At 64.2% G+C, this 20,732-nt stretch carries 20 protein-coding genes; 6 read left to right on the forward strand and 14 right to left on the reverse strand.

All coding sequences use genetic code 11. The features are described from left to right. Positions 1 to 748: 748 nt before the first annotated feature. The gene (gene recJ / locus E3U47_RS23845) at positions 749 to 2,458 is read right to left on the reverse strand and encodes a single-stranded-DNA-specific exonuclease RecJ (protein ID WP_134694034.1); all 1,710 of its coding nucleotides are present in this window, start codon (positions 2,456 to 2,458) and stop codon (positions 749 to 751) included. Positions 2,459 to 2,488: 30 nt separating this feature from the next. After that, a complete protein-coding gene (locus E3U47_RS23850) occupies positions 2,489 to 3,031 on the reverse strand; it encodes a YaeQ family protein (protein WP_134694035.1) in 543 nt (180 codons plus the stop codon). Between the two features lie 129 nt (positions 3,032 to 3,160). Between E3U47_RS23850 and E3U47_RS23855 the strand changes: the two genes are divergently transcribed. After that, positions 3,161 to 4,360, forward strand: coding sequence for a CaiB/BaiF CoA-transferase family protein (locus E3U47_RS23855; RefSeq protein ID WP_134694036.1), 1,200 nt, complete (start codon positions 3,161 to 3,163; stop codon positions 4,358 to 4,360). 19 nt (positions 4,361 to 4,379) lie between these two features. After that, the gene (locus tag E3U47_RS23860; protein WP_134694037.1) at positions 4,380 to 5,240 is read left to right on the forward strand and encodes a TIGR02285 family protein; all 861 of its coding nucleotides are present in this window, start codon (positions 4,380 to 4,382) and stop codon (positions 5,238 to 5,240) included. A 174-nt stretch (positions 5,241 to 5,414) separates the two neighbouring features. Here E3U47_RS23860 and E3U47_RS23865 read toward each other — a convergent pair whose 3' ends face one another. The 6 genes from E3U47_RS23865 to xerD all read right to left on the reverse strand — a co-directional run bounded on the left by E3U47_RS23865 (position 5,415) and on the right by xerD (position 10,998). Then, complete coding sequence (locus E3U47_RS23865; RefSeq protein ID WP_134694038.1) at positions 5,415 to 5,696, reverse strand: DUF3509 domain-containing protein; 282 nt, start codon at positions 5,694 to 5,696, stop codon at positions 5,415 to 5,417. 63 nt (positions 5,697 to 5,759) lie between these two features. Continuing rightward, positions 5,760 to 6,197 carry a histidine kinase gene (locus tag E3U47_RS23870; protein ID WP_134694039.1) on the reverse strand — a complete coding sequence of 146 codons (438 nt, stop codon included), beginning with the start codon at positions 6,195 to 6,197 and terminating at the stop codon, positions 5,760 to 5,762. Between the two features lie 138 nt (positions 6,198 to 6,335). Further along, a complete protein-coding gene (thrC, locus tag E3U47_RS23875) occupies positions 6,336 to 7,745 on the reverse strand; it encodes a threonine synthase (protein WP_134694040.1) in 1,410 nt (469 codons plus the stop codon). Between the two features lie 53 nt (positions 7,746 to 7,798). Then, the gene (locus tag E3U47_RS23880; protein WP_134694041.1) at positions 7,799 to 9,103 is read right to left on the reverse strand and encodes a homoserine dehydrogenase; all 1,305 of its coding nucleotides are present in this window, start codon (positions 9,101 to 9,103) and stop codon (positions 7,799 to 7,801) included. An 82-nt stretch (positions 9,104 to 9,185) separates the two neighbouring features. Further along, entirely contained in the window at positions 9,186 to 9,947 is a 762-nt protein-coding gene (locus E3U47_RS23885) for a thioredoxin fold domain-containing protein (protein ID WP_134694042.1), read from the reverse strand. 154 nt (positions 9,948 to 10,101) lie between these two features. After that, a complete protein-coding gene (gene xerD / locus E3U47_RS23890) occupies positions 10,102 to 10,998 on the reverse strand; it encodes a site-specific tyrosine recombinase XerD (RefSeq protein WP_134694043.1) in 897 nt (298 codons plus the stop codon). Between the two features lie 68 nt (positions 10,999 to 11,066). Here xerD and E3U47_RS23895 point away from each other — a divergent pair, with 68 nt between their 5' ends. After that, positions 11,067 to 12,872, forward strand: a complete 1,806-nt coding sequence (locus E3U47_RS23895; RefSeq protein ID WP_134694044.1) for a sodium:proton antiporter — start codon at positions 11,067 to 11,069, stop codon at positions 12,870 to 12,872. Between the two features lie 174 nt (positions 12,873 to 13,046). Here the strand turns inward: E3U47_RS23895 and E3U47_RS23905 are convergent, their stop codons facing one another. The 6 genes from E3U47_RS23905 to ffh form a co-directional block, all read right to left on the reverse strand. Then, positions 13,047 to 13,454, reverse strand: a complete 408-nt coding sequence (locus tag E3U47_RS23905) for an acyl-CoA thioesterase (protein WP_134694046.1) — start codon at positions 13,452 to 13,454, stop codon at positions 13,047 to 13,049. A gap of 100 nt (positions 13,455 to 13,554) precedes the next feature. Further along, entirely contained in the window at positions 13,555 to 13,905 is a 351-nt protein-coding gene (gene rplS / locus E3U47_RS23910; protein ID WP_011535315.1) for a 50S ribosomal protein L19, read from the reverse strand. A gap of 41 nt (positions 13,906 to 13,946) precedes the next feature. Then, the gene (gene trmD, locus E3U47_RS23915; RefSeq protein WP_008094486.1) at positions 13,947 to 14,699 is read right to left on the reverse strand and encodes a tRNA (guanosine(37)-N1)-methyltransferase TrmD; all 753 of its coding nucleotides are present in this window, start codon (positions 14,697 to 14,699) and stop codon (positions 13,947 to 13,949) included. Between the two features lie 3 nt (positions 14,700 to 14,702). Then, positions 14,703 to 15,239: a ribosome maturation factor RimM gene (gene rimM, locus E3U47_RS23920; RefSeq protein ID WP_134694047.1), complete on the reverse strand. Its 537-nt coding sequence runs from the start codon at positions 15,237 to 15,239 to the stop codon at positions 14,703 to 14,705. 5 nt (positions 15,240 to 15,244) lie between these two features. Beyond that, on the reverse strand, positions 15,245 to 15,496 hold the full coding sequence (gene rpsP / locus E3U47_RS23925; RefSeq protein ID WP_011535318.1) for a 30S ribosomal protein S16: 252 nt from the start codon (positions 15,494 to 15,496) through the stop codon (positions 15,245 to 15,247). A gap of 232 nt (positions 15,497 to 15,728) precedes the next feature. Then, positions 15,729 to 17,105: a signal recognition particle protein gene (gene ffh / locus E3U47_RS23930; protein WP_134694048.1), complete on the reverse strand. Its 1,377-nt coding sequence runs from the start codon at positions 17,103 to 17,105 to the stop codon at positions 15,729 to 15,731. 221 nt (positions 17,106 to 17,326) lie between these two features. On the opposite strand from ffh, the gene E3U47_RS23935 reads away from it, so the two are divergent. The 3 genes from E3U47_RS23935 to E3U47_RS23945 all read left to right on the forward strand — a co-directional run. Continuing rightward, a complete protein-coding gene (locus tag E3U47_RS23935) occupies positions 17,327 to 18,136 on the forward strand; it encodes an inner membrane protein YpjD (protein WP_134694049.1) in 810 nt (269 codons plus the stop codon). Between the two features lie 9 nt (positions 18,137 to 18,145). Then, on the forward strand, positions 18,146 to 19,333 hold the full coding sequence (locus E3U47_RS23940) for a transporter associated domain-containing protein (protein WP_134694050.1): 1,188 nt from the start codon (positions 18,146 to 18,148) through the stop codon (positions 19,331 to 19,333). Positions 19,334 to 19,576: 243 nt separating this feature from the next. Further along, positions 19,577 to 20,732, forward strand: a 1,156-nt coding sequence (locus tag E3U47_RS23945; protein ID WP_134694051.1) for an MFS transporter, incomplete at its 3' end; no start/stop codon positions are given.

The following is a 20,732-nucleotide window of genomic DNA, read 5'->3' on the forward strand; positions in this document are numbered from 1 at the left end:
ATGTCGACATATAGTCACCTTTTCGCCTTTACGGCGACCTACTTTTGCACGCGGGCAAAAGTAGGCAAAAACCGCTGGCTCCATTCATCCGGCCCCTACGCTGCGCTCCGGGGTTCCCTCGCTCCGTTCTTGCTCCCGCGGGGACCGCGCTGTACGCCCCATCCTGGGGCGCAGCGCTCGACGGCCATCCATGGCCGTCGCCCCACTACGCAAGAACTCCGCTCGGCCTCCTGAAGTCGCAATTGGCGGCGCCTGAACTATTGCGCGCTTAGAAGCAAAATCAACAACGAAGCAGATCAAGAGCAGATCAAGAGCAGATCAAGAGCAGATCAAGAGCTGGGATATTAGTTTGTTAGTTGGGCATGTATTGTTTGTTCTAACGCCATCCCGCTAGTTAAGCTAGCGGTAGCTGCGTTATTGCAGGCGCCGCTCGTAACCTGCGCGATTTCAGGAGGCCGAGCGTAGGTCTTGCGAAGGGAGGCGACGGCCATGGATGGCCGTCGAGCGCTGCGGCCCAGGATGGGCCGTACAGCGCGGTACTCCCGGGAGCAAGGCCGAAGCGAGGGAACCCCGGAGCGCAGCGTAGGGGCCGGATGAATGAGCGCGCGGTTTTGCTTACTTTTGCCAAGACAAAAGTAAGTCGCCGCAAGGCGAAACAGCGATGTAGGCGTCGCCACCGCGCATGTAGAAATACGCAAATCCTAAAACCACAAACAAACAAACAAACAAACAAACAATGGTAAGCGACCTACCGCGCCTCCATATGAGCAATCATCAACTGCACACTCTCATTCCCACGAAACTCATTCACATCTAGTTTGTAAGCCAACTCCACCCAACGCACAGTAGGGTTCGGCCACACCTCGCGGTCGATCCCGAAGGCAATCCCATCCAGCCGCACCGACCCACACTCGCTCTTGAGCACCACCTTCAAGTGCCGCTCCCCCACGACCCGCTGCTCGACCAGCTGGAACACCCCATGGAACAACGGCTCGGGAAAGTGCTGCCCCCAAGGCCCGGCATTGCGCAGGGCCCGCGCCAGGTCCAGGTGGAACTCCTCCACCGCCAACGTGCCATCCGACAGCAACCGCCCAGTCAGGTCCTCTTCACGCAGCTGGCGCCGAACTTCCTCATCGAAGGCCTCGGCAAACGCCGGGAAATGCTCGGCCGGCAGCGACAAACCCGCCGCCATCGCATGCCCGCCAAACTTGCTGATCAACGCCGGGTGCCGCGCCGCCACCGCGTCCAGCGCATCACGAATATGCAGCCCCGCCACCGACCGCGCCGAGCCCTTGAGCATGCCCTCCCCAGCATCGGCGAAAGCGATGGTCGGGCGGTGGTAACGCTCCTTCAGGCGTGAGGCCAGAATGCCGATCACCCCCTGGTGCCAATCCGCATCGAACAGGCACAGGCCATATGGCATTGACTCCACCGGCAAGTCCTTGAGCTGGGCCAGCGCCTCGCGCTGCATGCCCTGCTCGATGGACTTGCGGTCCTGGTTCAGGCCATCGAGCTGCTGGGCCATGTCCAGCGCCACCGCCGCGTCATCGCACAGCAGGCACTCGATACCCAGGCTCATGTCGTCCAGCCGCCCGGCGGCATTGAGCCGAGGGCCGAGGATGAAGCCCAGGTCGGTGGAAGTGATACGCCGGTGATCCCGCCGGGCCACTTCGAGAATGGCCTTGAGCCCCGGTCGCGCACGGCCGGCGCGGATACGCTCCAGGCCCTGATGCACAAGGATCCGGTTGTTGGCATCCAGCGGCACCACGTCGGCGACACTGCCCAGGGCCACCAGGTCGAGCAACTCGCCGATGTTCGGCTGCGCCTGGGTTTCGTAGCGACCCAGGCTGCGCAAGCGAGCCCGCAATGCCATCAGCACATAGAAAATCACCCCGACCCCAGCCAGCGACTTGCTCGGGAAGCCGCAGCCCGGCTGGTTCGGATTGACGATGGCGTCCGCGTCCGGCAACTGCTCGCCCGGCAAGTGGTGATCGGTGACCAGCACCTTGAGCCCCGCCGCCTTGGCCGCCGCCACGCCCTCGACACTGGAAATACCGTTGTCCACGGTGATCAGCAGCTGCGGCTGGCGCTGCAAGGCAACCTCGACGATCTCCGGGGTCAACCCATAGCCGTACTCGAAACGGTTGGGCACCAGGTAATCGACATGAGCCGCGCCCAGCAGGCGCAGGCCAAGCACGCCCACGGTGCTGGCCGTGGCGCCGTCGGCGTCGAAGTCGCCAACGATGAGAATGCGCTGGCGCAGGTCCAAGGCCTCGACCAGCAGGTCCACCGCCGCCTCGATGCCCTTGAGCTGCTGGTACGGCAGCAGCCGCGCCAGGCTCTTGTCCAGTTCGACCTCCGACTGCACGCCACGGGCGGCGTACAAGCGGGTCAGCAACGGTGGCAGGTTGCCCAGCAACGGCAGGGGCGATGGCAGGGGGCGGGGTTCGATATGCATGGGGCCTTCGTCGATCAGGTGTGAATCAGGTCAGCCGCGCTCGCCGAGCAGCCACTGCAGTTGCACTTCGTGCTGGCCACGGTCGTCGGTGACGAACACCGTGCCTTCGCTGATCATCACGTCCCACTTGATGGCACGCGGCATATCAGTGGCCAGGGTCTCCAGCACCTCTTGCGGCACGGCGGCGACATTGAGGTTCTTCAGGCCCTTGACCGCGCCGAGCACCTTGGTTTCCCAGACCCGCAGGCTGCCATAGGCCAGCAGGCTGGTGCGTTCTGTGCGGCGCGAGCACCAGGTAAGGCGATCGGCGTCGGGCTGGCCGACTTCGATCCAGTGCAGGATGCGATCGTCCAGGCTCTTTTCCCACACCGCCGCCTCGTCGACATCCGACAGGCCCCGGCCGAACGCCAGGTTTTCGTTGTACCACAAGGCATAGGCCAGCAGGCGCACGGCCATGCGCTCTTCGGTTTCCGACGGGTGACGGGCGATGGTTTGCTTGACGCTCTCGTACACGCCGCGATCGAGGTCGGTCAGATTCAGTTCGAACTTGTAGGTGGTGGACGGCTGGGCCATGGGCGCTGGGCTTCTTGCGGGGGAAAGGCGCACAGTCTAACCGATAGCGCCGGTTCGGACGACGCCGGTATACCTGCCGTTGCCGAGCTGTGATACAACCTGCGCACGCCCAGCCGCCACGGATGCCCCATGCCCACGCCCAGCAAGCCACTCGCCGGCCTGAAAGTCATTGAACTCGGCACCCTGATCGCCGGCCCGTTTGCCTCGCGCATCTGCGCCGAATTCGGCGCCGAGGTGGTCAAGGTCGAGTCCCCTGACGGCGGCGACCCGCTGCGCAAATGGCGCAAGCTGTATGAAGGCACCTCGCTGTGGTGGTTCGTCCAGGCGCGCAACAAGCAGTCGCTGACCCTCAACCTCAAGCACCCAGAAGGCCGCGAAGTGCTCAAGCGCCTGCTCGCCGAGGCCGACATCCTGATCGAAAACTTCCGCCCCGGCGTGCTGGAGAAACTCGGCCTGGGCTGGGACGTGCTGCATGCGCTCAACCCGCGCCTGGTCATGGTGCGCCTGTCGGGCTTCGGCCAGACCGGGCCGATGAAAGACCAGCCGGGCTTTGGCGCGGTTGGCGAGTCCATGGGCGGGCTGCGTTACATCACCGGCTTCGAGGACCGCCCACCGGTGCGAACAGGCATCTCCATCGGCGACTCGATCGCCGCGCTGTGGGGCGTGATCGGCGCGCTGATGGCCCTGCGTCATCGCGAAGTCAACGGCGGCCAGGGCCAGGTGGTGGACGTGGCGCTGTACGAGGCTATCTTCGCCATGATGGAAAGCATGGTCCCGGAGTTCGACGTGTTCGGGTTCATTCGCGAGCGCACCGGCAACATCATGCCCGGCATCACGCCCTCGTCCATCCACACCACTGCCGATGGTCGCCACGTACAGATCGGGGCCAACGGCGACGCGATCTTCAAGCGCTTCATGCAGGCTATCGGCCGTGACGACCTGGCCAACGATGCCGCACTGGCTACCAACGACGGCCGCGATACCCGCCGCGACGAGCTCTACGGCGTGATCGACCGCTGGGCCAACAGCCTGCCGCTGAACCAAGTAATGCAGGTGCTCAACGAAGCCCAGGTGCCGGCCAGCCGTATCTACAGCGCCGAAGACATGCTGGGCGACCCGCAATTCCTCGCCCGCGAGATGTTCCTCCAAGCCCGCCTGCCAGATGGCAAGCCGTTCAAGATGCCCGGTATCGTGCCCAAGCTGTCCGACACCCCGGGCTCTGCCGAATGGATCGGCCCGACCCTGGGTGAACACACCAACGCGCTGCTCACAGCCCTAGGTTACGACGCCGCCGCCATCGCCCGCTTGCGCGCCGACGGCGTGCTCTGAGCGCGCGGCGGCCTGGCCCATGCGTATCGCGCAGCTGCCTGCCCTGCTCTGCCTGCTGCTTGCCAGCGTGCACATGGCCGAGGCCAAGGAACGCCTGCTGTGGCTGGTGCGAGACCTGCCGCCGTTCACCATCTTCGAAGGCCCCTCGCAAGGGCGCGGGGTGATCGACCAACTGCTGCCGCAGCTGATCGCACAGATGCCCGAGTACGACCACCGTATTGTCCGGGTCAACCGCGCGCGCGGCATCCAGATGCTCCAGGAGCCCAGCTTCACCTGTGATCCAACCTTGCTGTGGACCCCTGAGCGGGCACGCTACGTACATTTCTCCAAACCCTCGCTGGGCGTGCTCAGCAGCGGCCTGGTGATACGCAAGCAGGACCAGGCGCTGCTCGCCCCCTTCCTCGATGGCGAGCAAGTGGACTTGCAGCGCTTACTGGCACAGACCCAACTGAAACTCGGCATCGTCGCCGAACGCAGCTACAGCGTGCAGGTCGACCAAGTGCTGCGCCAATTGCCCGATAGCGCCTTCAGCCGCCACTACGGTAACGACGCCACCGCCAGCCTGCTGCAGATGCAGCAACTGGGTCGCCTGCAACTGGTGCTGGGCTACTGGCCGGAGGTGCGCTACCTGATCCAGCAGCAGGGCGGCACACTGGACGACTACAGCTTCCATCCGATCCGCGGAGTGGATCGCTACCAGTTCCTGCATGTGGGCTGCTCGGACACCGCCCTGGGGCGGGAGGCCATTGCCCATATCGATCAACTGCTGCCCGAATTGCGTGAGCACAGCCTCCCCGAGCTGTACGCCAGCTGGTTGGACCCAGCGTTGCAGCAGGACTACCTCGAGCAGGCTCGGCATTTCTTCGAACCCAGGTATTGAGGCTCAAGCTGCACCGCGTTGCCTGCGGTGCCAGCAAGGCTGGCAAAAAAGAAACCCCGGCCGCTGGGGAAGACGACCGGGGTCAAGCGAAAGCCCTTGGGACTTCCAGTGGCACCCTGCGCGATACCGGAGCAAAGCATCGCCAGGCGGCCCCTAAAGCGTCTGATTTGGCCGTCAGGCAAAGGTTCCCTGGGGCTGCTGGCGATGTTGCAACGCGGCGATCACGCAAGGCTGCAAACGCCCTTCGACAATCTGCAGGTCGCGGTGCAGGCCATCCACCAGGTCGACCAGCAACTGCTGTTCCAGCAACTGCCGCGCACAGACCGTACGCCGCAGGATCAACGCACCCTGTTGGTCATACAAGGTCAATTGCCGGTTACCATCGGCATCGAGCGCGCCAAGCGCGGCCTGGTAGGGGATCAGGGCATCGTTGAGCAGTCTGCAGACTCGTTCCATCCGGATCACTCGCTGGCTAGGGACATGTGGGAACTGACCGTCGGGCGTGATGGAAAGTTCGCATCAAGCCCGCTCCAGCGAGCATGCGCGGTCAACATGACAGTTTCGCCAGCGGCCTTTGCGCTCCAGCGCCAAGCCATCCAGCGCCCGACCCAGAGCCACAGCCAGCCTGGGCCAAGGCACATCCACCAGCACCTGCAGGCCATGGCGTCGCGCCTCATGGGCAAGGCTGGCACCGGCTTGCGCCTGGCCGACGAACAGTAGCGCGCGCGTCGAAGCGATGGACGCCAGGCGCGCGAACAAGGGCAAGGCCTCCTGCCGCGCCATCCCATGGTCGAGCACCAGCAGGTCGGCAGGTCGCCCACGCGCCAGGTCGCTGATGATCTCGCCCACGTCGTCGCTCAAGCGGACGTTGTAGAGCCCCTGGGCATTGAAAGCCTGGTGCAGGCGGATCTGGTGGAAGGGGCGTGTCTGATGGATAAGCACATGAAGGTTGTGCATGGGCCGGCTCCTGGGCAATACGCCGTGAAAATCAGGCGATCACTGTAGGGAGAGGCCAACGGGTAGTTCTATAGGAAATGTCCGAAAACGATGAGGGCCACTCTCGTGGCCCTCAAAGGATGAATGCGACCGCGCGCCTTACAGCGGCTTGCCGCGATTGCCATGCTGGCTGACGAAGGCCTGCACGGTCTTCAGGTCGTTGGCCAGCACCGTGCAACGCTCCTCACGGCTGAACAGGTCGCTCAGGTGCGCCGGTAATTCCAGGGCCTTGCCGACGCCGGCCTGCTCCACCGCCTCGGGGAACTTGACCGGGTGCGCGGTGCCCAGCACCACCATCGGTGTGTCCAGGCTGCGACGGCACTCGCGGGCGGCCTTGACGCCGATCGCGGTGTGCGGGTCGAGCACCTCACCAGTACTGGCGAACACTTCGGCGATGGTCTCGCAGGTTTGCGCATCGGTCACGGCCAGCGAATCGAACAGTTTGCGCGCCTCGGTCCAGCGATCCTGCTCGACACTGAAACCGCCGCCCTGTTTGAAGGTGTCCATCAACTGGGCTACCGCCGCGCCATTGCGACCGTGCAGGTCGAACAGCAGGCGCTCGAAGTTGGACGAGACCATGATGTCCATCGACGGCGACAGGGTCGGGTGCAGGGCATCCTTGACGTACTGGTTGCCGCTCATGAAGCGGTGCAGGATGTCGTTGCGGTTGGTCGCCACCACCAGCTGGCTGATCGGCAGGCCCATGTTGCGCGCCAGGTAACCGGCGAAGATATCGCCGAAGTTGCCGGTCGGCACCGAGAACGCCACCGAACGGGCCGGGCCGCCCAGCTGCAGGGCTGCGTGGAAGTAGTAGACGATCTGGGCCATGATCCGCGCCCAGTTGATCGAGTTGACCGCCACCAGGCGGGTGCCCTTGAGGAACGACTGGTCGGCGAAGCTGGCCTTGACCATCTCCTGGCAGTCGTCGAAGTTGCCCTCGATGGCGATGTTGTGGATGTTGTCACCAAGAATGGTGGTCATCTGCCGGCGCTGCACCTCCGACACGCGCTGGTGCGGGTGCAGGATGAAGATGTCGACGTTGTCGCAACGGCGGCAACCTTCGATGGCGGCCGAGCCGGTGTCGCCACTGGTGGCGCCAACGATCACCACGCGCTCGCCGCGCTTGACCAGCACATGGTCGAGCAGACGGCCGAGCAGTTGCAGGGCAAAGTCCTTGAACGCCAGGGTCGGGCCGTGGAACAGCTCCATCACCCACTCGTTGCCGTTGAGCTGGCGCAGCGGCGCCACCGCGGCGTGGGCGAAGTTGCCATAGGTTTCTTCGAGGATCTTCTTGAAGTCGGCATCGGCGATGCTGCCGTCGACGAACGGGCGCATCACCCGGAAGGCCAGCTCGTGGTACGGCAGGCCGGCCCAGGAGGCGATTTCTTCCTGGGTGAAACGTGGCAGGTTTTCGGGGACGTACAGGCCGCCATCACTGGCCAGGCCTGCCAGCAGGACGTCTTCGAAGTTCAGGGCCGGAGCCTGGCCGCGGGTACTGATATAGCGCATGGGACAAACCTTCGATGCTGGGCGCGGGCCGCCCGGGCGGCCCGCCGCTGAGATTAATTGAGCTGTTCGACGCGAATCCGCACGACCTTGCCGACCACGTCCTGCAGGGCTTCGAGGGCAACGATGGCGTCGTCGATGCGCTGCTCGACCACGCGGTGGGTCAGCAGGATCATCGGCACCAGGCCGTCCTGTTCCTCGGCTTCCTTCTGCATGATCGACTCGATGTTGATGCCGCGCGCCGAAAGGATGCTGGCGACCTGGGCAAGCACGCCCGGGTGGTCCTTGGCCTGGATGCGCAGATAGTAGGCGCTTTCGCAGGCCTCGATCGGCAGGATCGGATGGGCCGACAGCGCGTCGGGCTGGAAGGCCAGGTGTGGCACGCGGTTCTCCGGATCCGAGGTCATGGCGCGAACCACGTCGACCAGGTCGGCGACCACCGACGAGGCGGTCGGCTCCATGCCGGCACCGGCACCGTAGTACAGGGTCGAGCCTGCGGCATCGCCGTTGACCATCACCGCGTTCATCACGCCGTTAACGTTGGCGATCAGACGGTCGCTGGGGATCAGCGTCGGGTGCACGCGCAGCTCGATGCCCTCGGCGGTGCGGCGGGCCACGCCCAGGTGCTTGATGCGGTAGCCCAGGGCCTCGGCGTAGTTGACGTCCGCGGTGGTCAGCTGGGTGATGCCCTCGGTGTAGGCCTTGTCGAACTGCAGCGGGATGCCGAAGGCGATGGACGCCAGGATGGTCAGCTTGTGCGCCGCGTCGATGCCTTCGACGTCGAAGGTCGGGTCGGCCTCGGCGTAGCCCAGCGCCTGGGCTTCGGCCAGCACGTCGGGGAAGGCGCGACCCTTGTCGCGCATTTCGGTGAGGATGAAGTTGCCGGTGCCGTTGATGATCCCGGCCAGCCAGTTGATACGGTTGGCCGATAGGCCCTCGCGGATCGCCTTGATCACCGGGATGCCACCAGCCACGGCGGCCTCGAAGGCGACGATGACGCCCTTCTCGCGGGCCTTGGCGAAGATCTCGTTGCCGTGCACGGCGATCAGCGCCTTGTTGGCGGTGACCACGTGCTTGCCGTTTTCAATGGCCTTGAGCACCAGGTCGCGGGCGACGGTGTAGCCGCCGATCAGCTCGATGACGATATCGATCTCGGGGTTGCTGGCCACGTCGAACACATCAGCGGTAATGGGGGTACCGGTAATCTGGCAGTTCGGGTTCGGCGAGCGCATGGCAATCTGTGCCACTTCAATACCGCGCCCGGCACGGCGGGCAATCTCCTCGGCGTTGCGCTGAAGTACATTGAAGGTTCCGCCACCGACGGTCCCCAACCCACAGATGCCTACTTTGACCGGATTCACAGTGAACTCCCCATTGAACGGTCGGCACCTGCGCCGACCGTGAAACATGCCGTCACCCCATGACGACGGCGTACTGAATTGATTACTTGGCGGCTTGCTGCTGGCCAGCCAGGGCCAGCTTGGCCACTTGTGGCGCCGGCTGGTAGCCCGGGATCACCTGGCCGCTCTCGAGCACGATCGCCGGCGTGCCGTTGACCCCGATCGACTGGCCCAGGGCGAACTGCTTGCCGACCGGGTTGGCGCACTTGGCGGCCTTGATTTCCTTGCCATCGACCATCTTGTCCAGCGCCGCGCGGCGGTCGCTGGAACACCAGACCGCCTGCAACTGCTCGTCACCCGGCGAGCCCAGGCCCTGGCGCGGGAAGGCGACATAGCGCACCTCGATACCGCGACGGTTGAGCTCGGGCACTTCGGCGTGCAGCTTGTGGCAGTACGGGCAGGTGGTGTCGGTGAACACGGTGATGTGCGACTTGGTCTCGCCCTTGGCCGGATAGACCACCATCTCCCCTTTCGGGATGCCGTTGATCAGCTTGGCGACGCCTTCACGCTCGGTCTTCTCGGTGAGGTTGACTGGCTTGCCGTCCTGGATCTGGAACAGGTAGCCCTGCATCACGAACTGGCCATCGGCGCTGGCGTACAGCACGCGCCCGCCCTGCAACTTGACCTCGTAGAGGCCATTGAGCGGGCTGCTGGCAACGCTCTCGACCGGCACTTCCAGCTCGAGGTTCTGCAACGACTTGCGGATCGCCTGCTCGGCGCCGGCGTTGGCGTCGCTGGCGGCAGCGACAGCAAAGGTACTGGCCAGCGCCAGGGCGGCGGCGGCGAAAATCTGGGTCACGCGCATGGGGTACTCCTGAAGGCGGACGGGGCCGTTGGGGCGTCGCTCGCGCATCGCGCGCGGCGAAAAACAGGCCCTTGCAACAAACCGTCCAAGCCTACCACAACAGACCAGCGCAGTAGGGGTCCTCAGGCACCGGTCGGCGGAACATGAAAATCATTCATCCACGCGGATGGTGCTGGGCGTGCAGCTGTTGCAGGCGGGCCTTGGCGACGTGGGTGTAGATCTGCGTGGTGGACAGGTCGCTATGGCCCAGCAGCATCTGCACCACGCGCAGGTCGGCGCCATGGTTGAGCAGGTGGGTGGCGAAGGCATGGCGCAGGGTATGCGGCGACAGCGCCTTGCCGATTCCGGCAACCTGGGCGTGGTGCTTGATCCGGTGCCAAAAGGTCTGCCGGGTCATCTGCTCGCCCCGCTGGCTGGGGAACAGCACATCACTGGGGCGGCCATTGAGCAGTTCGGCACGACCACCGCGCAGGTAGCGCTCGATCCATACCACGGCCTCCTCGCCCATCGGTACCAGGCGTTCCTTGCTGCCCTTGCCCATCACCCGCAGCACGCCCTGGCGCAGGTTGACCTGGTCGAGGGTCAGGCTGACCAGCTCGGTCACCCGCAGGCCACAGGCATACAGGACCTCGAGCATCGCCCGGTCGCGCTGGCCGATGGCTTCGCCCAGCTCAGGGGCTTGCAGCAGGGCCTCGACGTCGGCTTCCGACAGCGATTTGGGCAAGGGCCGACCGAGCTGCGGCATGTCGACCTGCAGCGTCGGGTCGACGGCGATCATCCGCTCGCGCAGCAGGTAGCGGTAAAAGCCCCGCACACCGGAGAGGAACCGCGCCGTGGAGCGCGGCTTGTAGCCCTGGTCGAAGCGCCAGGCCAGGTGATCGAGGATCAGCTCGCGGCCGGCATCGGGCAACAGCACGTGCTTTTCCTGCAGCCAGCCGTTGAACAGCGCCAGATCGCTGCGATAGGAGGCACGGGTGTTGTCGGACAGGCCTTTTTCCAGCCACAGGGCGTCGAGGAACTGGTCGATCAGGGGGTGGTCCAGTGCAGGCATGAAGACTCGGTGGCAAACGGCGAAATGACGCTTAGTCTTTCACAACATGGCATGCAGAGGGAGCCCGCATGAACGAACAGCAGATTCTTTTGAGCGTCGGCGGCATCGGCGCGGCCGCCCTGCTCTGCCAATGGCTGGCCTGGCGCCTGAAACTACCAGCGATCCTGTTCCTGCTGCTGTGCGGCATTCTGGCCGGGCCGGTGCTGGGCTGGCTGCAACCGCAGACATTGTTCGGCCCATTGCTGATGCCACTGGTGTCGCTGGCGGTGGCGCTTATCCTGTTCGAAGGCAGCCTCACCCTGCACCTGTCGCAATGGCGCGAGATCGGCAGCGTGGTACATCGCCTGGTCACCGTCGGCGCGTTGAGCACCTGGCTGGTGATCGCCGTCGCTACCCACTGGCTGCTGGGCTTCGATTGGCCCCTGGCAATCCTGTTCGGCACCCTGACCCTGGTCACCGGCCCCACGGTGATCGTCCCCATGTTACGGGTGGTGCGCCCGAAGGCGGCGATTGCCAACATCCTGCGCTGGGAAGGCATCGTCATCGACCCGATCGGCGCCTTGCTGGCGGTGGTGGTCTACAGTTTCATCATCGCCAGCGCCGCCGGCAATGGCCTGAGCCAGAGCCTGGTGACCTTCGCCGGGGTGATTCTCTGCGGCAGCGCGCTCGGTGCTGCGGGTGGCTGGGTGCTGGGACAGGTGATGCGCGAGCAGTGGCTGCCGGAGTACCTGCACAACCTCGCCTCGCTGGCGGCGGTGCTGGGTATCTTCATCGCCGCCAATCAGATCGTTCATGAGTCGGGGCTGCTGGCGGTCACCGTCATGGGGATGTGGCTGGCCAACATGCCAGGCGTGGATGTGAGGCAAATCCTGCATTTCAAGGAAAACCTCAGCGTGCTGCTGATCTCCGGGCTTTTCATCCTGCTGGCGGCGCGGCTCGACCTGCATGCGCTGCTGGCCCTGGGCCCTGCGGTACTGGCACTGCTGCTGGTGATCCAGTTGCTGGCGCGACCGCTGAACGTCTGGCTGTCGACCCTGGGTTCTCCCTTGAGCTGGCGCGAGCGCGCGCTTTTGGCCTGGATTGCGCCACGGGGCATCGTCGCCGCGGCGGTGTCGGCGATCTTCGCCATCCGCCTGGACGAGGCCGGTCATCAAGGCGCCCTGCTGCTGGTGCCACTGACCTTCGCCGTGATCATCGGCACCGTGGTGCTGCAAAGCGCCACGGCAAGACCGTTGGCACGCTTGCTCAAGGTCGCGGAGCCGGCGCCAAGCGGGTTTCTCGTCGTGGGTGCCAACCCACCCGCGCGCGCTATCGCCAAGGCGCTGCAACAACTCGGCTGCCGGGTACTGCTGAGCGACTCGAGCTGGGAGAACATCCGTGCCGCGCGCATGGAGAACCTGCCCACCTACTTCGGCAACCCGGCCTCCCAGCATGCCGATGCCCACCTTGACCTGGTCGGGCTCGGCCACCTGCTGGGGTTATCGCCGGCCGGGGAAATCAATGCGCTGGCCTGCGCCCGCTTTCGCCATGATTTCGGCCACGGCCGGCTGTTCGTGCTGGCCAGTGGCCTTGAGAAGCAACGCAGTGACAAGCACCGGGCCAGCGAGGAACACCGCGGGCAATTGCTCGGGTCGAGCCCCATGACCTACGGGCAACTGGCCAAGCTGCTGAACCAGGGGGCCGAGCTGTACAGCACCACGCTGACCGAGGCATTTACCTGGGCGGACTACCAACAACTGCATGGCGAACGCGCGACATTGCTGTTCGCCCGCGACAGCCAAGGCTGGGTGCATGTGGCCAGCCCGGAAAACCCGCTCAAGCCTCAACCGGGTTGGACGCTGGTGGCGCTGGTGGAACCGCAGCCCAACCTGTAGGAGCCAGCTTGCTGGCGAACCCGCCGACGCAGTGGATGGCACCGGCTTTGCCGGTGTTCGCCGGCAAGCCGGCTCCTGCACGTTTGCGGCGCACCCCGCCCCGTAAGCGCGCCATGACAGAACGGTGGCGCCTGCGTTCGCCAGCAAGGCTGGCTCCTCCAAGGGCGGGGAACGTCAGGCGGCCGGGAGCACCGGCACCGGGCGCTTGTCCTCGTCGATGGCAACGAAGCTGAACACCCCATGAATGGCACGTTCGCGGCCGTCCAGGTACATGTTCTCGACAAACACATCCACCTGCACCTGCAAGCTGGTGTTACCCACCTTGACCACACTGCCCACCAGCTCGACGATCGAACCGGCCGGGATCGGGTGCTTGAAGTCGATGCGGTCGGTGGACACGGTTACCAGTGGCAGGCGGCAAAACCGGGTGGCGGCGATGAACGACACTTCGTCCATCCACGCCAGCGCCGTGCCGCCGAACAGGGTGTTGTGGTGGTTGGTGGTGTTGGGGAACACCGCCTTGGTCACGCGGGTCACCGACAGCTCGGTGCGGCGCTGGATTTCCTGGTCTCTGTCTGTCATCACTGGGTTACTTCGCAAAGGCAAAATTCAAAATGCAAAAAAGCAGCCCGAAGGCTGCTTTTTTCTCGCAAGGGGCCTCAGGCCACCAGGCAAACTGTACTCAGGACAGTTTTTCCTTGATGCGAGCGGCTTTGCCGGACAGGTCGCGCAGGTAGTACAGCTTGGCTTTACGCACGTCACCACGACGTTTCACGGCCAGGCTGTCGATCTGCGGGCTGTAGGTCTGGAAGGTACGCTCCACGCCAACGCCGCTGGAAATCTTGCGCACGGTGAAGGCGCTGTTCAGACCGCGGTTACGCTTGGCGATAACGACGCCTTCGAACGCCTGCAGACGCGAGCGGTCGCCTTCCTTCACTTTAACCTGGACGACAACGGTGTCGCCTGGCGCGAAGGTCGGGATCTCTTTGCTCATCTGCTCGGCTTCGAGCTGCTGGATGATCTTGTTGGTCATGCTGTGCTCCTAAGATGGATACTCGATCCACCATCGATACGTTAACTATCGTCCCGCTCGCGGAGGTATTCCTCGAGCAGCTTCTTCTCTTCTCCAGAAAGCGAGCGACTTTCCAGAAGATCGGCGCGTCGTTCGAAGGTCCTACCAAGGGACTGCTTCATCCGCCAACGCCGGATATGTGCATGGTTGCCACTTAGCAACACGTCGGGAACGCGCTGATCCGCATACACCTCAGGTCGGGTGTAGTGCGGGCAATCAAGCAGACCGTCGGTGAAAGAGTCTTCCTCCGCCGAGTCCACATGCCCTAAAGCTCCGGGCAGCAGCCGCGTAACCGCATCGATCAGTACCATGGCCGGCAGCTCGCCACCGGAAAGCACATAGTCGCCAATCGACCACTCCTCATCGACATGAGCCTCGATAAAGCGCTCGTCGATGCCTTCATAACGGCCGGCGATCAGGATCAACGATTCCTGTTCGGCCAGACCTTTGACCGCCTGCTGAGTCAGCTTGCGGCCTTGTGGCGAAAGGTAGATCACCTTTGCCGATGCTCCGGTCGCCTGCCTGGCGCTAACCAGGGCGTCTTCCAGAGGCTTGATCTTCATCACCATGCCCGGACCACCGCCAAACGGCCGATCATCCACGGTGTGGTGGCGATCTGTGGTGTAGTCCCGCGGATTCCAGCAGGTCACTTGCAGCAACCCCTGTTTCACCGCGCGGCTGGTAATGCCGTACTCCGTGATGGCCGAGAACATCTCGGGGAACAACGTGATGACGTCTACGCGAAGGTTACCCATCGTTTAGAAGTCCGCGTCCCATTCAACCCGCATCACGCCTGCTTCCAGGTCGATACCGAGCACGCATTGCGCCGTATAGGGCAACAGACGCTCGCGATCATCCAGGCTGCCTGCGCAGGGCTTGACCACCATTACATCGTTCGCGCCGGTCTCCAACAGGTGATCGATCGTGCCGAACAGCTGTTCGTCCTGATTGATGACCTTCAGGCCCACCAACTGGTACCAGTAGTACTCGTCGGCTGCCAGGTTGGGCAAAAGGCTCCGCGGGATGCAGATTTCGAAGCCGCTCAGAAGACGGGCTTCATCACGATCATCGAGGCCTTTGAGTTTCACGACCAGGCCCTTTTGGGAGCCACGACCGCTGACCAGCTCGACCTGCTTTACCTTGCCTTCGTGCCTAAGCGTCCAGCGCGGATAATCCAACAGGTTTTCAATCGGATCGGTAAAGGAGTACACCTTCACCTCGCCGCGAACGCCGTGAACCGAAAAAATCTTGCCAACGACGATCAGGTCGTCAGCCTTTTCTGGCGTCGCGTTCATACTGCTCAGGCTGCGGCCTTGGCAGCTTCCTTCAGCAGCTGAGCAACGCGCTCAGACGGCTGTGCGCCCTGGCTCAGCCAGTAGGTGACGCGCTCTTGGTTGACCGACAGCTTGACTTCGGCGCCCGATGCGATCGGGTTGAAGAAACCAACGCGCTCAACGAAACGGCCGTCACGGGCGTTACGCGAGTTGGTCACGGTCAGGTGGTAGAATGGGCGCTTTTTCGAGCCGCCACGGGCCAGACGAATGGTTACCATGTGAACATCGTTCCTATAGTCGGTGCTGCAAAACTGAATGCCCAATGGGCACACGGGTGCCCAAAAGGCCGCATATTCTCGGGGAATACACGGACATTTGCAAATGCCTTTTTCGGCAAGCCGTTGGCCCACCGTTCAGTTCCGCCGGTTTCAGCCGCCTCGCGGCGACCATGTTCCCGCCTGAGCGGGGTCTAGCTGGCCTCCTTCATGCAAGCAGGCCGGCCGGATTCGTTTACAGTTTTGGCATGCCGCCACCCGGCAGCATCCCGCCGAGGCCGCGCATCATCTTGGCCATGCCGCCCTTGGCGGAGAATTTCTTCATCATCTTCTGCATCTGCTTGTGCTGCTTGATCAGCCGGCCGATGTCCTGCACCTGGGTACCGGAACCGAGGGCGATGCGGCGCTTGCGCGAACCGCTGATCAGGTCGGGGTCGCGGCGCTCGGCAGGAGTCATGGAGTTGATGATCGCTTCCATCTGCTTGAACTGCTTCTCGGCCGCGCCCTGGGCGTTGCCCATCTGCGACAGGTTGACGCCACCGATGCTCGGCAGTTTGTCCATGAGGCCGCCGAGGCCGCCCATGTTCTTCATCTGTTGCAGTTGATCGCGGAAGTCTTCGAGATCGAAGCCCTTGCCCTTCTTCAACTTCTTGGCCAGTTTGTCGGCCTTTTCCTTGTCGATGGTCTGCTCGGCCTGCTCGATCAGGCTGAGCACGTCACCCATGCCGAGGATGCGCGAGGCGATGCGGTCGGGGTGGAACGGCTCGAGGGCTTCGGTCTTCTCGCCCATGCCGATGAACTTGATCGGCTTGCCGGTAATGGCGCGCACCGACAGCGCGGCACCGCCACGGGCGTCACCGTCGACCTTGGTCAGCACCACGCCGGTCAGCGGCAGGGCATCGCCAAAGGCCTTGGCGGTGTTGGCGGCGTCCTGGCCGGTCATGGCGTCGACCACGAACAGGGTTTCGATCGGCTTGACCGCGGCGTGCAGGGCCTTGATCTCGTCCATCATGTCGGCATCGACATGCAGGCGACCGGCGGTGTCGACGATCACCACGTCGATGAACTTGAGCTTGGCTTCGCGGATCGCCGCCTCGGCGATGGCCACCGGCTTCTGGCTGATGTCGGACGGGAAGAAAGTCACGCCGATGTCGTTGGCCAGGGTCTCGAGCTGCTTGATCGCCGCCGGGCGATAGACGTCGGCGGACACCACCATCACGCTCTTCTTCTTGCGTTCCTTGAGGTGGCGCGCCAGCTTGCCGGCGGTGGTGGTCTTACCAGCACCTTGCAGACCGGCCATCAGCACCACCGCAGGCGGCGCGGCGTTGAGCGTCAGCTCTTCGTTGGCCGCGCCCATCAGGCTTTCCAGCTCGGCCTGGACGATCTTCACGAAGGCCTGGCCCGGGGTCAGGCTGCGCGACACCTCGGTGCCGACCGCGCGCTCCTTGATGCTGTTGACGAAATCCTTGACCACCGGCAGGGCGACGTCGGCCTCGAGCAGGGCCATGCGCACTTCGCGCAGCGTGTCCTTGATGTTGTCTTCGGTCAGCTTGGCCTTGCCGGTGACATGGCGCAGCGTCTGTGACAGGCGGTCGGTCAGGTTTTCGAACATGGTGATCCTTACAGGCCCAGTGAAGCCGAGGTTTTTCAGGTGCCCGGGGGAACATGCACACGCGCCGGGCACAGCAAGGCGGCGATTATAGCGGAGACTGCTGGCGACGCACACCTCGCGCTGGACCACCGGCCGCTTGCCCCGCGATTGATACGCAGTCTTCCTTGCCCACCGCGTTCTATGCCAAACTCCGTCCCTTTAGGGCTTGCACGCCAGGACTTATGTTCTCTTCACCCAGCCTCATCCCCAATCTGCTCGCCGCCTTCCTTTATCTGGCCGCGACCGTCTACCAGGCCACCGGCCTGGCCCGTGGCACCCGTGCCGACAAACGGCTGCTCGGCGTGCTCGGTGCCTTGGCGGTCGTCGCCCAGGGCGGCGCGCTGTTCTTCCAACTGATCACCCCGCTGGGCCTGAGCCTGGACTTCTTCAGCGCTGCCAGCCTGATCGCCGCGGCGGTCATCGGCCTGACCTTGATCGCTTGCCTGAGCATTCCGGTGGAAAACCTGCTGGTGCTGCTGTTCCCGCTCGGCGCCGTCACTGCGCTGCTGGCGCAGTTCGCCCCACCCGGCACGGTGCCGTTGATCAACGAAGAGCCCGGCATCCTCGCGCATATCCTGCTGTCGATCCTCGCCTACGGCCTGTTCACCATCGCCGTGTTCCAGGCACTGCTGCTGTTGCTGCAGGACCGTCAGCTGAAGAACAAGCATCCGTCCGGGATGATCCGCAACTTCCCACCGCTGCAGACCATGGAGAGCCTGCTGTTCGGCTTCCTCTGGGCCGGCTGGGGCCTGCTGTCGCTGTCGCTGGTCTCCGGCTGGCTGTTCCTCGACAACCTGTTCGCCCAGCACCTGGTGCACAAGACCCTGCTGGCCTGCGTGGCCTGGGTGGTGTTCAGCGTGCTGCTGTGGGGCCGCACCCGCCTCGGTTGGCGTGGCCACAAGGCCATCCGCTGGACCCTGGCCGGCTTCTGCCTGCTGATGCTGGCCTATTTCGGCAGCAAGCTGGTCCGCGAATTCATCCTGCATATCTGACGACCCGCCATGGATAGCCTGCCGTACGCCCCGCTGCTCGGCATCATCGCACTGGCGCTGTTGTGGTCGGCGCTCTTCACCGCGGTGGACGCCGCCCGCCAGCAGCTCAATGGCCATACCGAGCCAGCCCTGCCCAGCCAGGGCCTGGTGCTCGGCGCCAGCCTCGGCAAGCTGCTGGTGCTGGGTCTGGCCTGCCTGATCGGCCAACGTCTCAGCGGCGAACACGGCTTCTGGCTGACCGGCCTGGGGGCAGCGCTGGGCCTGCTGGTACTTGCCGAATACCTGCCGCGGCGTCTGGCCCGGCGCAATCCCCAAGCCTTCATCAGCCTCGGCGCCAGCCTGCTCAAGCCGCCGCTGGCCATGCTGCAGCCTGTGGGCTGCCTGCTCGATGGCTGCGCCCGGCTGATCCTGCGCCCGTTCCGCGTGCAGCCCACGGCCGTGGCCGTGCATCCGCAGCAGGAAGAGGCGTATGACGAGGACGAGACCGCTGACCACAATCGCCACGGCCTGCTCGACGGCTTGCAGGCGCTGGACAAGATCACCGTCAACGACATCCTGGTACCGCGCAACGAAGTCGATGGCATCAACCTCGACGACACCATCGAGCGCATCATCGAGCAGTTGATCGTCAGCCGCCACACCCGCCTGCCGGTCTATCACAGCGACATCAACCAGGTCGAAGCGGTCCTCAATACCAAGCTGATCAGCCACCTGCTGCCACGAGCCGAACTGACCCTGGAGAAACTCCAGGCTGCCTGCTACGAGCCCTACTTCGTCCCCGAGAGCACCCCGCTGCAAATGCAGTTGCTGAACTTCCACAAGCAGCAGCGGCGCATGGGCGTGGTGGTCGACGAATACGGCGAGGTGCTGGGGATCGTCACCCTGGAGGATATTCTCGAGGAAATCGTCGGCGAGTTCGAGGACGAACACAGCCTGGACAACCCCCATGTCCACCCCCAGGCCGATGGCAGCTTCATCATCGAAGGCACCGCCTCGCTACGGGAAATCAACCGTACGCTGGGCTGGCACCTGCCCTGCGATGGCGGGCCGAAGACCCTGAACGGCCTGGTCACCGAAGCCCTGGAAAGCATCCCCGCCAGCGCAGTTTGCCTGAGAATTGGCAGATATCGGCTGGAAATCCTCGAAACCGAGGATAATTGTGCAAGCAAGGTACTGGCCTGGACAGTGGCTCGATAGCTATACTCGAGCCACGCTTACCCAGCCCTGCCGTCTCGCCCGCTACCCGCACCCGGCGCTCCACGGCCAGCGCGCATCGCTGACATGCCCCGCGGCCCTGCTTCAACACCCCGAACAGCGCCCGCTCCCCGCCTACCCCTTGGGCTATCGTCAGTCACGCGACTCATAACAATTCGCTCCGGCTCCCGTGTGTCCGTCACATGGGCCGTGCCCCATGGAGCAACGACTGTCAGGGACCTTTGCATGACTACCAGCAGCACTTACGCCGAACCTGCCGCCAGCGCCCCGGTCAACTCACCGGCCCGGGTAGCCACTGCCAGCTTCATCGGCACCGCCATCGAGTTCTACGATTTCTATGTCTACGCCACCGCCGCCGCATTGGTGATCGGCCCGGTGTTCTTCCCCTCCGGCTCCGGCACCGCGCAGATGCTCGCGGCGTTCCTCACCTTCGGCATCGCCTTCCTCGCCCGCCCCCTGGGCTCGGCGCTGTTCGGCCACTTCGGCGACCGCATCGGGCGCAAATCGACCCTGGTGGCCTCTCTGCTGTTGATGGGCGTGTCCACCACGCTGATCGGCGTGCTGCCCGGCTACGACAGCATCGGCGTGTGGGCGCCGATCCTGCTCTGCCTGCTGCGCTTCGGCCAGGGCCTGGGGCTGGGTGGCGAATGGGGCGGCGCGGCGCTGCTGGCCACCGAGAACGCCCCCGAGGGCAAGCGCGCCTGGTTCGGCATGTTCCCGCAACTGGGCCCATCGATCGGCTTTCTCGCCGCCAATGGCCTGTTCCTGACCCTGGCGCTGGTGCTCAGCGACGAGCAGTTCCGTGAGTGGGGCTGGCGCGTGCCGTTCCTGCTCAGCGCCGCGTTGGTGCTGGTGGGGCTGTATGTACGCCTGAAGCTGGAGGAAAGCCCGGTGTTCGCCAAGGCGGTCGCTCGTCATGAACGGGTGAAAATGCCAGTGGTCGACCTGTTCGCCCGCTACTGGCTGCCGACCCTGCTCGGCGCCGCGGCAATGGTGGTGTGCTACGCGCTGTTCTACATTTCCACGGTGTTTTCGCTGAGCTACGGGGTGTCGACCCTGGGCTACAGCCGCGAGACTTTCCTCGGCCTGCTGTGCTTCGCCGTGGTCTTCATGGCCCTGGCCACGCCGCTGTCGGCCTGGCTCAGCGACCGTTACGGGCGTAAACCGGTGCTGATCGTCGGCGGCCTGCTGGCGATCGCCTCGGGCTTTACCATGGAGCCGTTGCTGACCTCGGGTTCGACCACCGGCGTGGCGCTATTCCTGGCGATCGAATTGTTCCTGATGGGGGTGACCTTCGCGCCCATGGGCGCGCTGCTACCGGAGCTGTTCCCGACCCATGTGCGCTACACCGGCGCCTCGGCGGCGTACAACCTGGGCGGCA

Origin of the sequence: Pseudomonas sp. RIT623 (assembly GCF_004519305.1) — a bacterium.
Classification (GTDB): domain Bacteria; phylum Pseudomonadota; class Gammaproteobacteria; order Pseudomonadales; family Pseudomonadaceae; genus Aquipseudomonas.